The organism is Suicoccus acidiformans, from assembly GCF_003546865.1.
Classification (GTDB): Bacteria; Bacillota; Bacilli; order Lactobacillales; family Aerococcaceae; genus Suicoccus; species Suicoccus acidiformans.
Genome location: NZ_CP023434.1, coordinates 116,766 through 132,063 on the forward strand (window position 1 = coordinate 116,766; position 15,298 = coordinate 132,063).

Annotated in this window: 14 protein-coding genes and 1 pseudogene; 10 read left to right on the forward strand and 5 right to left on the reverse strand. The window is 42.9% G+C overall.

What is annotated here, in order from left to right:
* Positions 1-151: 151 nt before the first annotated feature.
* Entirely contained in the window at positions 152-2,104 is a 1,953-nt protein-coding gene (locus CL176_RS00560) for a flavocytochrome c (protein ID WP_205528119.1), read from the forward strand.
* A 46-nt stretch (positions 2,105-2,150) separates the two neighbouring features.
* On the opposite strand, the gene CL176_RS00565 is transcribed toward CL176_RS00560, so the two are convergent.
* Positions 2,151-3,473: an ISL3 family transposase gene (locus CL176_RS00565; protein WP_118989563.1), complete on the reverse strand. Its 1,323-nt coding sequence runs from the start codon at positions 3,471-3,473 to the stop codon at positions 2,151-2,153.
* Between the two features lie 226 nt (positions 3,474-3,699).
* Here CL176_RS00565 and pgeF point away from each other — a divergent pair, with 226 nt between their 5' ends.
* Together pgeF and CL176_RS00575 are read left to right on the forward strand one after the other, a co-directional pair.
* Positions 3,700-4,428, forward strand: coding sequence for a peptidoglycan editing factor PgeF (pgeF, locus tag CL176_RS00570; protein WP_118989564.1), 729 nt, complete (start codon positions 3,700-3,702; stop codon positions 4,426-4,428).
* Positions 4,429-4,438: 10 nt separating this feature from the next.
* Positions 4,439-5,431: an NADPH:quinone reductase gene (locus CL176_RS00575; protein ID WP_118989565.1), complete on the forward strand. Its 993-nt coding sequence runs from the start codon at positions 4,439-4,441 to the stop codon at positions 5,429-5,431.
* 113 nt (positions 5,432-5,544) lie between these two features.
* Here CL176_RS00575 and CL176_RS00580 read toward each other — a convergent pair whose 3' ends face one another.
* Entirely contained in the window at positions 5,545-6,717 is a 1,173-nt protein-coding gene (locus CL176_RS00580; protein ID WP_118991536.1) for an aminotransferase class I/II-fold pyridoxal phosphate-dependent enzyme, read from the reverse strand.
* Between the two features lie 221 nt (positions 6,718-6,938).
* Between CL176_RS00580 and efp the strand changes: the two genes are divergently transcribed.
* The 3 genes and pseudogenes from efp (at position 6,939) to CL176_RS00600 (ending at position 8,621) form a co-directional block, all read left to right on the forward strand.
* Entirely contained in the window at positions 6,939-7,505 is a 567-nt protein-coding gene (efp, locus tag CL176_RS00585) for an elongation factor P (protein ID WP_118989566.1), read from the forward strand.
* A gap of 138 nt (positions 7,506-7,643) precedes the next feature.
* Positions 7,644-8,084, forward strand: a pseudogene (locus tag CL176_RS12525) (aromatic acid exporter family protein).
* 6 nt (positions 8,085-8,090) lie between these two features.
* Positions 8,091-8,621, forward strand: coding sequence for a hypothetical protein (locus tag CL176_RS00600; protein WP_118989568.1), 531 nt, complete (start codon positions 8,091-8,093; stop codon positions 8,619-8,621).
* 20 nt (positions 8,622-8,641) lie between these two features.
* On the opposite strand, the gene CL176_RS00605 is transcribed toward CL176_RS00600, so the two are convergent.
* Genes CL176_RS00605 through CL176_RS00615 form a run of 3 tightly spaced genes read right to left on the reverse strand, consistent with a single transcriptional unit; the run spans position 8,642 to position 11,187 of the window.
* A complete protein-coding gene (locus CL176_RS00605; RefSeq protein WP_118989569.1) occupies positions 8,642-9,067 on the reverse strand; it encodes a PPC domain-containing DNA-binding protein in 426 nt (141 codons plus the stop codon).
* Positions 9,068-9,081: 14 nt separating this feature from the next.
* On the reverse strand, positions 9,082-9,624 hold the full coding sequence (locus CL176_RS00610) for an LOG family protein (protein WP_118989570.1): 543 nt from the start codon (positions 9,622-9,624) through the stop codon (positions 9,082-9,084).
* 18 nt (positions 9,625-9,642) lie between these two features.
* Positions 9,643-11,187 (reverse strand): hypothetical protein, encoded by a 1,545-nt coding sequence (locus tag CL176_RS00615; RefSeq protein ID WP_118989571.1) that lies wholly within the window; start codon positions 11,185-11,187, stop codon positions 9,643-9,645.
* Positions 11,188-11,362: 175 nt separating this feature from the next.
* Here CL176_RS00615 and CL176_RS00620 point away from each other — a divergent pair, with 175 nt between their 5' ends.
* The 4 genes from CL176_RS00620 to CL176_RS00635 are packed head-to-tail and all read left to right on the forward strand — an operon-like array spanning position 11,363 to position 15,237.
* The gene (locus tag CL176_RS00620; protein ID WP_118989572.1) at positions 11,363-11,938 is read left to right on the forward strand and encodes a LemA family protein; all 576 of its coding nucleotides are present in this window, start codon (positions 11,363-11,365) and stop codon (positions 11,936-11,938) included.
* Between the two features lie 36 nt (positions 11,939-11,974).
* The gene (locus CL176_RS00625; protein ID WP_205528120.1) at positions 11,975-12,757 is read left to right on the forward strand and encodes a hypothetical protein; all 783 of its coding nucleotides are present in this window, start codon (positions 11,975-11,977) and stop codon (positions 12,755-12,757) included.
* Positions 12,754-13,833: a D-alanine--D-alanine ligase family protein gene (locus CL176_RS00630; RefSeq protein ID WP_118989573.1), complete on the forward strand. Its 1,080-nt coding sequence runs from the start codon at positions 12,754-12,756 to the stop codon at positions 13,831-13,833. The genes CL176_RS00625 and CL176_RS00630 overlap by 4 nt, the downstream gene beginning before the upstream one ends.
* A 12-nt stretch (positions 13,834-13,845) precedes the next feature.
* Positions 13,846-15,237 (forward strand): UDP-N-acetylmuramoyl-tripeptide--D-alanyl-D-alanine ligase, encoded by a 1,392-nt coding sequence (locus CL176_RS00635; protein WP_118989574.1) that lies wholly within the window; start codon positions 13,846-13,848, stop codon positions 15,235-15,237.
* The last annotated feature ends 61 nt before the right edge of the window (positions 15,238-15,298 follow it).

Here is a 15,298-nt window from a genome sequence, read left to right on the forward strand (position 1 = left end):
TAGTGATTGAACCCCGTGGATTATTAAGTTCACGGGGTTCTTGATGTATTGAGGAAGGTGTAAGCAGATATGAAAGGGTTATCACAAAATAATTTGAAAACAATTCATAATATGATAAGATATATTTATTATAAGAATAGGAGGCTTTCTTATGAAGTGGATGAAACGCATTTTATCAGTCGTTGCGATAGGATTATTACTGTTATCGAGCGCATCATCTCTTGTGAATGTCTTTGCACAAGCGGAGGGGCTAGCTTTTACAGCAGGTACTTATCGCGGGGAAGCGGAAGGTTTTGGCGGTACAGTTGAAGCTGAAGTTACTGTCTCTGAAGGAGCAATTGATGATATTGTGGTGATGGGTGACGGTGAAACACCGGATATTGGTGGGGCAGCGATGGCTCAAATCGCGGAAGCAGTCGTCAACTCCCAAAGCTTAGCGGTTGATACGGTGTCCGGTGCGACCGTATCAAGTGAAGCAATCTTGTCAGCAATTGAACAGGCTTTAGTTGAAGCTGGTGGCGATGTGGATTACTTGAAAGATCCAGCCAATGCTTCGCAAGTTGAAGTTGCTGAGCAAGCGGATATTGATGCAGATGTGGTTATTGTAGGAGCAGGTGGAGCCGGTTTGGCAGCAGCAGTTGAAGCTGCAGAAGCCGGTAAACATGTGATTGTGCTTGAACAGTTAACGGTAGTTGGTGGTAATACCAACCGGGCAACAGGTGGTATGAACGCTTCTGAAACATCTGTACAAGAAGAATTAGGTATTGAAGACTCCAATGAAACGTTCTATAACGATACCTTTGAAGGGGGCCATGAATTAAATGACCCAGAGCTTTTAACAACTATGGTTGAGCATTCAGCCGAAGCCTTAGAATGGATTAATAGCTTGGGCGCTAACTTAAATGATGTATCCTTCTCAGGTGGTGCGACCAATGCTCGGATTCATAAACCAGAAGACGGCAGTGCTGTTGGCCCGATTATTGTTAATGCGTTGAGTGAGCGTTTAGAAGAACTTGGCGTAGAGGTATTACTTGAAGCGAAGGTAACAGCTATTAACCAAGACGATGCGGGTGTTATTACCGGTGTTACGGCTCAAAAGAAAGACGCCAATGAATTTGTCGTCAATGCACCTGCGGTTGTATTAGCGACTGGAGGCTTTGGCGCTAATCCAGAAATGATTAAAGAATATGATGCGACGAAGGCACAATTTGAAACAAGTAACCATCCGGGCGCTGATGGAAGTGGAATTGCCATGGCACAGGCAGTTGGTGCCGATGTTTACCAAATGGAATACATCCAAACACATCCAACGACTCAACCAGGAACCGGAAAGCTTTATACGGAAGGTGTTCGTGGGGATGGGGCAATTCTAGTCAATAAAGAAGGCTTACGTTTCATAGATGAGTTAGAAACACGTGACGTAGTCTCTGAAGCAATTCTTGAACAGACGGATAGTCAAGCGTATTTGGTGGTAAGTCAAGATATTGTTGATGGGAATAAATCCCTGCAAGGATATATCGATCAAGGGGATGCAACGACTGGTGAAACGGTTGAAGCATTAGCAGAAGCCTTAGAAATCGATCCACAGACCTTGAAAGAAACCGTAGAAAACTACACAAGCTATGTACAGAATGAAGAAGATACTGAATTTGGACGCGAGAATATGAGCTCAGACTTAGCCACTGGCCCATATTATGCGATTCCAGTAACACCAGCAATTCATCATACCATGGGTGGCTTGAAGATTAATCCAGAAACGGAAGTATTAGATACTAACGGTGAGGTCATTCCTGGTCTTTATGCGGCCGGTGAAGTGGCTGGTGGTATCCATGGAGGCAACCGTATTGGTGGGAACGCAGTTCTAGATATTATCGTCTTTGGTCGAATTGCTGGCCAGAATGCTGCAGCCTTTGCTGGCGATGATACTAGTGCAAGTGCAGTTGATGAAGCTAGCGAAGTGAGTGAAGAAGCAGAAAGTACAGAAGCTGCTGAAGAAGCCGAGTCAAATGCAGACTCAGCTGAGGAATCAGCAGGAGTATCAAGGAAAGTATCCGAGGAGATCAGTGAAGAGACTTCCGAGGAAGTAAGTGAAGAAGCAGCGTAAAGATTTTCGGCTCTTTGTCAAATAGGGTTGATGAGTAAATTTAAGGTCAAGCGACTAAATTTGTTGCTTGATCTTTTTCTTTGTTCTTCGGTTCATAAAGTCGGCACATGAGTAATATTCTGTCTCTAAAATGACTGAAGTTTCTGTAACCATAACCATTGCGTTTGAGTAGTTTAATCTTATTATTAATCCCTTCGATAGGACCATTACTAAGGCCTGCATGTGTGAGTGTGTTGTGGATATATTCCCCATACTTTCTGAACGTCCTTAATACACGCCTTAAGCCTTTTGAAAGTGTCATGGACCGGCTTTGTGCCAAAATCTCTTGATATCGTTGCCAGTTCCTATCCCTTAAGGCATCGCCCAATTGATGCACCATTTGATAGGTATCCTTCAAGACGTCGTCGTGCTGAATGAGATAGTCCACAATGCTACGAGTATTGGTTAACCAATCAAACAGTGGGAAGCGATGGTATTCAGTAGACATTAAGTCGCTTTTTGGTTTGAGTATTAATTTCCAATAACGCTTAAGTTTATTATAGAGTCTTGAATCTTTATAACGAACCTCGTTCATGTAACGAATTCGTGTCCGATCTAATTCGCGATTTAAAGCTTGAATTAAATGGAACGGATCAAGAATAATCTTTGCATTTGGAAACCATCGCTTTGCCAGGTGCATGTATGGTTCGTACATATCTATCGTAATGGTTTGAACTTGGTAACGTGCTTGGCGACTAAACCTTGAGAAATAAGCACTGAGTGAGTGTGTTTTTCTGTCTTCGACCACATCTACGATTTTATGTGACAGTGTATCACAACAGATGAAGCTCATCGCTGCTTTAACCGACTTAACGCTTTTAAATTCATCAAAGGATAGATGCTCAGGCAACTGTTCAGTGGACCGTATTCGAATAGCTCGAGCGGTTTCATGAATCACCCGTCGGACTGTATTCAGTGATACAAAGGTATCTTTGGCGATATCTGTTTCACAAGTGACTCTTGTAGCGCGGTCCATAATCTGTTGTTTGACTTGATTCGTAATATAGCAGTCAGGATTAACGATGGATGTCTTCGCTGTAAATGACCGCCCACAGGCTTTGCATAAAAAGCGTTGCTTAGCTAGGATTAAGTAAGCAGGTAAGCCTGATTTGGCTGTTAATGTCAGACGAGAGGAGCGTTTTCCATTACTGACAATGACATAATCATTATTGGCAATGCCACAATGAGGACAAGCCTCTGGTTTATATGCCAATGTTCCTCGATAAAAGAGCGATGTTCGCCCTTTGAATTCTATCTCTTCACAATAATTCATATCGATTTCAATGTTTTTGTCTTTTAATTGGAAGGTTTTTTCGATAAAATGATTCATACGTAGATGTTCTCCTTTATTATTGGGTCAACTTTAATATTAAAGAACATCTGCGTTTTTTGCACTTAAAAACGGTCGAGAAATTTCCATCAACCGTATTTATTTTAGAACCAGATTTTCCAAAACCTACAAAAGCTTAGCTTTTGTAGGTTTTTTGTTGAGGGGCTTTAAGAGACTTAGCTTAGTTCTGCATGATATAATAAAGGATAGAGATAAGGAGGGTTTTATGTACTCAGAAGAATTAGCGAAGGCAGGCTTGTTGAATGTTCTAGGGGGCCAGTCATATAATTTCCGCATGCAAAGTGTTGGTGAGCAGATTGTTACGGAAGTAAACCGTCTAATGGCAGTATTGCCTGAGGCACCTGAACACTTATATTCAATGACCCAAACCCATAGCAATCACATTGCCTACTGTGATGGGGAGAGTGGTGATGCTTATTTATTTGGCCGCCATTTCCCAGATACAGATGCGTTAATAACGGACCGAACTGGTATCGCTTTATTAGTGAAATTTGCCGACTGCACACCAGTGATTCTTTACGATCCCCAAAAACAAGTTCAAGGCGTGGCGCATTCAGGTTGGCGGGGAACGGCACAGAAAATCAGCCTTAGTATGTTAGAGCAGATGATTGCGAATTTCGCTGTTCGTCCCGAAGACGTACTGGCCTATATTGGCCCTTCGATTGACCAAGCAAATTATGAAGTGGGTACTGAGATCTATGAGGCTTTTGCTGGTATTGCTGATAGGGAGCGCTTTATTATTCAAGGACGGTCAGCAGGAAAGTATCAATTGGATATGGCTTTGGCGAATGAAGCATTGCTTTTGGACTATGGTTTGAAGCCAGAGCAAATTTTGCGGGCGGATGTTTCGACTTATGAAGCCAAAGAATTACATTCTGCCCGCCGTGAAGGAAGAGACTATGGCTTGAATGCTATGTTGACTATGATGGTGTAAGGAGCAATATATGCGAGCAATACAAATGGAGCAATTTGGGGGGCCTGAGCACTTACAATTAGTGGATATTCCCATTCCCGAACCGGGTCCAGGACAAGTCCGAATTCAAGTGATGACAGCTGGGTTGAATCCTAATGATCTGTATACGATGAAAGGTGATTATGCGGCATATATTCCCGAACTGCCCTATATGCCAGGTTATGATGGATCAGGAATCGTCGATGCACTTGGTGAGGGAGTCCAATTCTTAAAACAAGGGGAAAGGGTCTTCTTTACGGGTTTTCTAGCGGATGTTAAGACAGGCTCACTGGCTGAATATATCGTTATCGATGCGGCTGTTGTGCATGCCTTGCCTGAAGAACTGACCTTTGCGGAAGGGGCAGCCTTGGGTATACCTACTCTAGCAGCTTATCAAGCCGTATCACGGGCACAATTGCGCTCGGAAGATGTTGTGCTGATTCATGGGACGAGTGGTGCAGTAGGTTCTTATGCGGTCCAGCTAGCGTCTCGAAGAAGCAAATATGTCATCGGTACCTCAAGCACGAAAAAGGGTCGTGAGAGCATTAAAGCTTGGGGCGCAAATGATGCGATTCCGCACCTGCAGACCTTGCAAGCAGAAGCGGAACTAGAAAAGCATTTACCCCAAGCACCGGATGTGATTATAGAGATGCTTGCCGACCAGAATTTAAATCAGGATTTAGACGTATTAGCCTTATATGGGAATATTGTAATTGTCGGGGCGCGTGGTGAGGTAAAGATAGCCCCTCGTCTAATTATGAATAAAGAAGCTGATATACGAGGGATTGCGATTGCTAATTTGCATCCGGAGGTCTACCAAAGTCATATGGAAGCAATTATTAATTTGCTGAAGGCCGGGGAGTTGAAACCAATAGTCGGTGCAGTCTATCCTCTAGCTAAAGCCCCTGAAGTATATCGCACCCTCCTTGAACGACCTGCGCAAGGTAAAATCATTATTGCAGTCGGTGAAGCCGAGGCTTGCTGATGTGCCTTGAGGTAGCATGGCGGTATTGTATAGGTATAAAAGCGAATTATTTCAATAACCAAAATCCTCGGTCTTCTTAAAAATAGACCGAGGATTTATGACTTAGCGCAATATTAACGTAAGCTGGTAATGTACTCTTTGATGCGCTTCATTGCTTCTTCTAAGTCATCCATACTAGCGGCATAGCTTAAGCGAACATGATGTTCCCCGCCCGGTCCAAAGCCGGAACCAGGGATGAAACCGACACGCGCATGCTCCGCAACGTCTAACGCAAACTGGTAGCTGTCTTGTTCTAAATCCTCAGGGATACGGGCGAAGATGTAGAAGGCTCCGTTTGGCTTAGCAATGGTAAAGCCTAACTCTGTCATCGTTTGATAGACGAAATCCCGACGTGCTTGGTAAGCTTCGCGCATTGGCTCAGCATCGTTGGCACCATTTTGTAAGGCTTCATAGGCTGCTTCTTGGCTAATGGATGTGGCTGTTGTGACGAGTTGTTGGTGGACTTTGGTGACTTGTTCCATTACTGGGGCCTTTGCAAAGACCAAACCGACGCGCCAGCCGGTCATGGCATGAGATTTAGATAAGCCGTTGATTACGATCGTTTGCTCTGGCAAGAAATGACCGAGGGAGACGTGCTTGCCTTCGTAGACGAGTTCGCTATAAACCTCATCGCTAATAACAAAGACCGGACGGTCTTCCAGAACTTTAGCAACAGCTTTTGCTTGTTCTTCGGTCCAAATAGCTCCGGTAGGATTGGATGGGTAGTTGATAAGCACAGCTTTAATGGCATCCCCATGTTCAGCAAAGGCTGCTTCAAGTTTCTCAGCTGTTAAGATAAAATTATCGGCTGAGGTGTCAATAAGAATCGGTTCGCCACCAATTAAACGAATCATCGACTGATACATGCCGAAAAACGGTGAAGGGACAACGACTTTATCACCAGGGTTTAACACCGTTAACAGGGAAGCGAATAACGCTTCAGTAGCACCTACGGTGACAATGACTTCGGTATTTGCATCATAACGTAATTGATATTTATTATTGAGGAAATGACTGGCTGCTTGGCGGAGTTTAAGGCTGCCTGGTGTTGGGAAATAGTGCGATTCATCGCCTTCAATCGCCACGATTCCCGCCTGTTTCACATGGTCAGGGGTGGAAAAATCGGGTTCTCCTAAGGTTAATTTAATCATGCCGTCAATTTTGGATATATGCTCATCGAAGGCTCGAATGGAGGAAGCCTGGATGTTTAAAGCATTCTGGTTGATACGTTGTAAGAGTGCGTCCATCATGGATCATCAAATCCTTTCATCTAACTTGTTGGGCTAATGATACCATAGATTCAAAGATTTGGCACGGAATTCTCATGCAATTTTCATTTAATTATTTGAGAAGTGATTAGTAGAGAAATTTAGCTTGATTTGCCTAGTACTTCATGTAAAGGAAGAATGTCAATTCAATACATCTATGATATAATAAGTCAGTAATTGAATGTAAAGGAGACATGATTATGATTTCAGCAGTAGATTTAAGATCAGGTATGACGTTTATGAATGACGGGAAGCTAACGCGTGTAATGGAAGCGAGCCACCACAAGCCTGGTAAGGGGAACACGGTTATGCGAATGAAGCTTCGTGATGTGCACACAGGAGCAATCTATGATACGACTTTCCGCCCGGACGAGAAGTTTGAACGAGCGTATATTGAAACAAAAGAAGTTCAATATCTCTATCAAATGGGTGAGAGTGCAGTATTTATGGATTTGGAAACATATGAGCAATATGAATTACCTGTTGAAACCATTGAAGAAGAATTGAAATTCTTACTTGAGAATGAAAATGTGAAAATTCAATTCCATGGTAGCGACGTAATTGGTGTTGATGTACCAAGTTCGGTTACGTTAAAAGTTGTTGAAACACAGCCATCAATTAAAGGCGCAACGGTAACCGGATCAGGTAAACCTGCAACTCTTGAAACGGGCTTAGTCGTGAACGTACCAGACTTTATTGAAGTTGGAGAACTACTTGAAATTTCAACGGCTGATGGCGGCTCATACCAACGTCGTGCACAAAAATAGTCACTCAGATGTTATAATATTCCGAATATCCTCAGTAGGTTAGTCTTTCGTTTGATAGAGCCGAATCGGATATTCGGTTTTTAGCAGGAAAAGTGTAAGGAGGCAGGAATTGTGCCTATATGACATTGGACGATTAAGATTGTTATTGCCTCAGTTCTGGCAATTCTTATCGCCCAAGTTCTGTCTTTAGAAAATACCATATCTGCTAGGATTATTGCCTTATTAAGTGTTCTAGATACCCGTACAGCAACTTTAAAGACGGCAGGAGCACGAATATCCTTAACTATCTTAGTTTTTGTCGTAGCAACAACTGTCTTTCATTTCTTGGGCTTCTCACCTTAGTCTTTCGGGATATACTTGCTCATATATGTACCACTAGTCTATCGCTTGAATGTAGACGCAGGCATCCCGCTTTGTTCGGCACAGGTTACCCATTTCATCATTGCGGAAAGTATGTCAATTCAGTGGCAGATCAACGGCCTAGCCTTAATGATTATTTGGGCTACAGCAGCCATGCTTGTGCAATTATGGATGCCTTCGACGCAAGCTAATTTACTTGAAGGCATTGATCGGGTGTAAAGCCAGATGCGACAGGCTTTAGAATATATGTCTGATTATTTAGAAGACTCCCAAGGAGATATCGGAGCGATTCGCCAAAAGCTCAAGCAAATTGACGATAGTTTAAAGCAATTGCAAGAACAAGCCTTAACCGATTATGGAAACCAATTCATCCAACGCAATGATTATTGCGTGCAATATAGTCAAATGCGTTTAAATCAAGTGCACATCTTGCAACAGATGCTTCTGCCGTTGCAGAATATCCACTTACAAACCGAGCAGAATACGGTACTTGCCCGTTTATATTATCAAACGGCAGAAGAATTCGATGAGCAGAATACCGGTGCAGCTTTACTGGCGGATATTTCAGTTTTATATCGCTATTTCCAAGATACTGTCCTACCTAAATCACGTCAAGAATTCGAGAGCCGGGCACTTTTATACCAATTGTTAATTCAATTTGAACACTTCCTTCAGGAAAAGTATGATTTCTTTATCCAACACCCTCTAAACGTCATAATCCAACTAATGCAAAGAACCATGCAGCCTAACGATTAGGAGCATGGTTCTTTCTTAATCTATTCTTCAAAAGCAATCACTTCAATCCCTGTTTCAGGGTCTTCACTTCGGTCAATCGCTCCGCCTAAATCACGGATAAACAGCTCTGCTGTGGCAAAGACCCGGGAGGCTAAGAGGTGCCCGCCAAAGACATCAGCGGAAGTATCAGCAAATTGTCCGTGATAATGGCCGAAAATTTCACCATCTTTCAAGGTAATGTTGCCCATTAAAGACAACATTTCGAATGTACCTTCATAGTCTTGCTCTAAATATTCCTGTGTATCCAATTGATAAAAACCAAGCTTAACTTGATCGACGCCACCAATTCCACTGACTTCTGCAAGCGAAATATGGTAAATTTCAGCGACTTCATTAAGTGCCTGAACAACCTCTTCTCCAGGAGGGACGGTTAATAAAATTGTATGACCAAATCGTTGATGTTCCATGGCTAACCTCTTTCTTATAATGGTGCTTGGGAGAGAATTCGTGTCAATTCATATACACTGTGAATCCAATAAACGTTCGCAACAACTTCAGCAGAAATAAAGCCTTCGTGAACCATGTGTTGATACTGTTCATAGATAGCTGCGTAATAATGATCAATATTCAGGAAAATACAAGGTTGTGCATGCAGACCAATGCGTCCCCAAGAAATGACGTCGACCATTTCTTCTAAGGTTCCTGGGCCTCCAGGTAAGGCAATGAAGGCATCACCTAAATCGAAGAGAATGTCTTTGCGTTCAGACATGGTGCTAACCCGAATCATTTCGCTTAAGGCAGGATGCGGTTCTTCTTGGTCCTTCAATACGTCGGGAAGAACTCCGATTATTGTGCCGCCAGCTTCAACACAGGCATCGGCGAGAATTCCCATCAAGCCATTTTGGCTACCACCGTAAACAAGTGTATGCTGGTTTGAGCCAATCCATGTGCCTAGTTCACGGGCTACTTGTGGGTAAATAGCTTTTGTGCCATAGTTGGATCCGCAGTAAACAGTAATATGCATAAATGTTTCCCTCGTCTTTCATGGCTGTGTAGATAAATAGTAAGTTAAAGAAGCATCTTCATAGAGCTTTTGGAAGTGATGATTCGGATAGGCAGCTTCGATAGAAGCTTTCACTTCAGCATTGTCGAAATCGTCTTCAATCACCATCAGGACAAAAGCTTTGGCGGTTTGAAAGTCGCCTTGTGTATCAATGGCCGTGTCCATATTTGGGGTCGTCATCGGATAAATATTATCATAGTAGAGCAATTGATCTACGGCTTTAGTAATCATCCATCGCTGACTTGTTAAGACAAGAACCGGTAAAGCATGGTTAGCTTTAGAAATTTGTGAGATATGGGCACGTTCCGGATATAGATAACTGACCGATGAGTGATACCAAGTTAAAGCTAACATAAGGAAGACACTCAGGCAAGTGAGAAGCCATGTGTTGGATATTTTTGGCTGAATGCTGGACCACAGCTCATAAATAGCCCAAACGATTAATAGACAAATGAAGGGATAGATACTGTAAATATAGCGGGCCGTCTGATAAGCTGATACGGTTTCGATGATGATGAAATAGCTCCCGGTTACGATGCTGAGCATGCTAATAAAGTGAGCTGTAAAGCTATTTCTGGAAGCTTTAAGCAATAGCGTTAGGCCGGCTAGTAATAGAATAATTATAACCCAGCTAGGGATACTCCCCCATAAATCTTTGGATAGGAAGTTTAAATACGTCTGTAGATTTAAGAGAGGGTTGAAATGACGTAAGCCTTGGGAGACTTCATCACCACGGTTAGATGAGGTGATGTGATTTAAGCTTGCTGGAAATAACATTAGCGCGATTGCAAGGCCACTTAAAGCAGTAGTTCCAAGCACAAACACGGCTTTAAGCCTCCTTTGCCAGAGCAAATAGAGGCAATTGAAGGCAATCCAACAACCGGCAAAGATATAGAAATAATAATGGGTTAAGCCTCCAAGAGTAATAATGATACCGAGGCAAGCTAAATAAAAATTCGCTTGCTTGGGTTTATGATACAATTGATAGGTTAGAGTAACCAAACATAGTTGCCACACCGTGAGCAGAGAGTACATCCGAATAAACATTGTCATATTCAAAGCACCGATACTCAAAGCCCAACTTAGTCCAATGAGCAGGCTTAACCAAGACTTCTCTGTTAAACACTTCGCGAGATAACAGAGAAGCGAGAAACTAACGAGGTAGCAGAAGATATTTAAACTGAGCCCGATCCATGGGCTGAACTTACCAGGAAAAAGCGAAGCGATGCTGTGGAAGAGAATGTAATATAAAGGTGGATGAACGTCTTGACTTTGATTATAAAAGACACTATCGTATTGGAAAGTATATTCAGTGGATGGGGTTAAATAGTTCAAGTAATCTTGCCCTGTAACCCACTCATTCATTCGCTGGGGGAAAGGCATATAATAGCTGTTGGATAAGCCGTATGAATAGAGTTCATCGATATGAAAGCCCGCTTTTTGTTGCCCGATATATATTGTGATGCATAGTAGGACAATAAGGCATATGCTCCATCCTAGTAGTCTGTGGCTTTTGATATTCATTGCTTTAACCTCCTTAGTAGTTGCCATTATAGAAGAATCCTTGGGTTGAGACAATGAATTATTCATGAAATAAATAACTCGAGTAGCTTTTAAGGCGATAAGCTTGCGATTCTTTTCGACTTTTCGACTATAATCGAGTATAATTAAAAGCAGCTTGAGAAAGGGGGAAGAACCGATGTCGAATACAGTAATATGGGTGATTTTGGCGATAGTTGTGCTAGTCTGTGCCCTCGTCTGGGTGAGAAGTTATAACCGCCTTATCCGCCAACGTAATTGGGTTGAAGAGGCTTTCAGTCAAATAGACGTCCAACTACAAAAGCGGAATGATCTAATACCTAATTTAGTCAACACCGTTAAAGGCTATACCCAACACGAACGAGGGACACTAGCAGAGGTAACCGCGGCTCGCCAGCAGCTACTGGCGCTTCAAAAGCAAGGCGCCGGCCAAGTTGAAGCCATTAATGAGGCGTCTAACCATTTATCATCTGCCTTACACCGTTTATTTGCCGTGGCTGAACAGTATCCAGATTTAAAGGCCAATACAAACTTTACGCAGTTGCAACAATCTTTATCTGCAGTGGAGGGAGATTTGGCTGTGGCTAGACAATTATATAATTCAAGCGTCAGCCAGTATAATATTTCGCTAGAGGCTTTTCCGTCGAATATTATTGCTAAAGCTCACGGTTTCCAGAAAGCGACTCGCCTTGTGGCAGAAGAGGATGTTCGCCAAGTCCCCAATGTATCTTTCTAAGAGAAAGAAATACTAAAAATAGAAAGGAGAGGGAGTGTGAGCCAATTAAATTTATATGTTCACTATGACTCTGTGACGAACCACATTATGACGCGCGGTATAGATTTGCAGTTAGGTGATTTTGATGAACGATTCTTCCCTGAGAACTTGATTCTTGCAGAAGCGCCTAAGGACTTCGGTCGCTATGATAGTCAGACTAACTTTAAGATACTCCGTGGTGCCAACGAAGTACGCGACTACATGGAAATGACGCAACGCGAGAAGATACGCATGTCCAATTGGATTGACTTTGAAAGCATTGAGTCTATGCATGCGCTGACACCTTTAGAAATTTCGGAATTATTGTATTTATTTCATGCTAATCGTAGCTTAAGGTCAGCATTCTTCTATAAATTGCAGAACAATTATGTTTATTTAACTTTACCCAATGGCTTAAATAAGATGTTTTATCGTCACGTGGTGCATTTCTATCCAAGATTCCAACGCTCTGTGGCGAGTCAGATGTCCCGCTTAATGGGCGAGCACCGTACCTTCTTTAGACGCAGAACAGTTCCGGTTGGGCTGATGTCGCAAGAATTAATTGAAGATATGGCTCCCTTGTTTGCCAATGGCCTCAAGATAAATTTTGAACAAAGCTTTCAAGAGGGAGCCAATTGGCATATCCCTTTGAATATTATTGAAGATCAATTAACCCTACTAACCTTAAGCCAACGTCCGGTTGAGCATATCGGATATTTAATCTATAATACAGAGACGTCAATTTGGCAGTTAAATTTAAATTTAGAATCAAATGATGAGTTTGGAGGAGTGAATCCATGAAGATAACGTTACTCTACGGCGGACAAAGTGCTGAACATGATATTTCAATTATCTCAGCACACAACATAGCTCAGTCCATTATGTATGATGTATATACTGTTCAGCCTATTTATATTACTCGGGCTGGCGAGTGGATTAAAGGCCCGTTAATCGATACGAGCTTGCCAAACTCTGATTTGATGCGCCTCGTACCGGCTGAAGAGATGACGTGGGGGGATGACGCTAAGGCTTCGACTGGGCAAGCGATGCGTCCGGGGGAATTGGATCGGGAGGATAATATTGTTTTCCCAGTGCTTCACGGACCTAACGGTGAAGATGGAACGATTCAAGGCTTCTTAGAAGTTATGGGTGTTCCTTATGTAGGCGCAGGTGTGACGGCCAGTGCTATAGGTATGGATAAGATTTTAAGCAAGCGTATTTTTGACCAAATTGGTTTGCCACAAGTGCCTTACCATGCTTTTGATCACCGCTTGTGGCGAGAGGATCAAGAGGAAATTATTCAACGCATTGAAGGCTCACTCCTTTATCCTTTATTTGTCAAACCGGCCAATATGGGATCGAGTGTGGGAATAAGCCAAGTCGAAAGCAGTGAGGCACTGATTCAAGCGATTGAGAATGCCTTGCAGTATGATCATCGCATCGTAGTGGAGCAAGGTATTTCGGCGGTGGAATGTGAAGTGGCGATTTTAGGTAATGAAGAAGCGCATATTAGTTATGTAGGTAAGTTGATTAAAGATGTGGCCTTCTACGATTATGAAGAGAAATATATAAATAATCGCATTGAGATGGAGATTCCAGCAATCTTAGACCCCGCGGTGGCTTCTAAGATACAAGAATATGCTTTGCGGGCTTACCGTGCCATTGATGGCTGTGGTTTAAGTCGGGTGGACTTTTTTGTTACCAGTAGCCAGGATATTTATATCAATGAAATTAACACGATGCCAGGTTTTACAGGCTTGAGTATGTATCCGGTGCTTTGGGAGAAGACGGGCTTGACGCAAAGAAATTTAGTGGAAGAGTTACTTCAATTAGCGTTGAAGAAATATGAACAGAAAAAAGGATTCAAGGTAGAGTAAGGGGAGAAGGATGTGCGCGAGGTAGCTATAGGTAGAATTCGGTCTGCAGTGGAAGAATTAGCTTTTAAGGGGCCGGATGAGGTATTAGTGAATGCGGTGGAATTTGATTCACGGAAAGTTGAACCAGGGACTTTGTTTGTGCCTTTAACAGGTGGTGCAACCGATGGGCATACTTACATTCAACAAGCAATGGAACGAGGTGCTAAAGCAACCTTGTGGTCAAGGTCACTAGCTGAAGCACCCGATGGAGATATTGCTGTCATTCATGTGCCAGATACCTTAGAAGCTATGCAAGCTATCGCTGCGGCTTATCGCAGGGCTCTTAATCCAATTGTGATTGGTATTACGGGTAGCAATGGCAAGACAACGACCAAAGATATGACCGCCCAAGTGCTCATACCGAAATATAAAGTACACAAGACACAAGGTAATTACAATAATGAAATAGGCTTACCTTATACCTTGCTACAAATGCCGGCAGATACAGAAGTTGTGGTATGCGAGATGGGCATGAGTGGCTATGGCGAGATTGACGCTTTAACGCAAATTGCCCTGCCGGATATTGCGGCGATTACACTCATTGGTGAAAGTCATTTGGAGCACTTAGGGAGTCGCCAAGGTATTGCCCAGGCGAAGATGGAGATTGTCAATGGCTTAACCGAGGATGGAATTCTCTTTTATCCAGGAGCTGAGCCTTTGCTCACAGATTGCTTAGCGAATTTGGCGCGTCCAGTGCAAACGGTCAGTTTTGGTTTTGAGGATTCTTTTGCCTTGTACGCTTATGATCTCATAGAGGAAGAAGATCGTACGTATTTCCGCACGAATTTAGATTCCAATGTCCTCTGTACAATCCCAGTTCTGGGAGCATATAATGTTTCCAATGCCTTGATTGCTTTAGGGATTGCCCGCCAACTGAGTGTGCCGATTGAACAGGCTATCTTCCAATTATCTCAATTTGAATTGACTGAGAACCGACTGCAATGGCTCCAGACACCTAAAGGAACGCGTTTATTAAACGATGCTTATAATGCAAGCCCTACGTCAATGCGCGCAGTTATCGAAACCTTATCCAAAATCGAAGTTGCCGGTGCTGGTCGCAAAATTGCCGTCTTAGGTGATATGCTAGAATTGGGAGAAGCTAGCGCTGAGAAGCACCGGGTCTTAGCTTCAGCCATTTGGCCAGAAGCAATCGATACGGTTTATTTATTTGGACCATGGATGAAGGCTCTATATAATGCCCTATTAGAGAAATATCCGGCGGAGGCTGTGCACTACTATCAGACGGACCAGGAAGCGCTGATTCGCCAATTGCAAGAAGATTTGCTGCCGTCTGATGTAGTCTTATTAAAATCAAGCTTTGGCACAAATTTATTAGCTGTTGTCGAAGCTTTAGTCAAGGAATAGTTAGTAATATGTTATGTGCCGCACTGTCTGCTCCATAGCTTGGCGTGCGGTTTTATTTTGT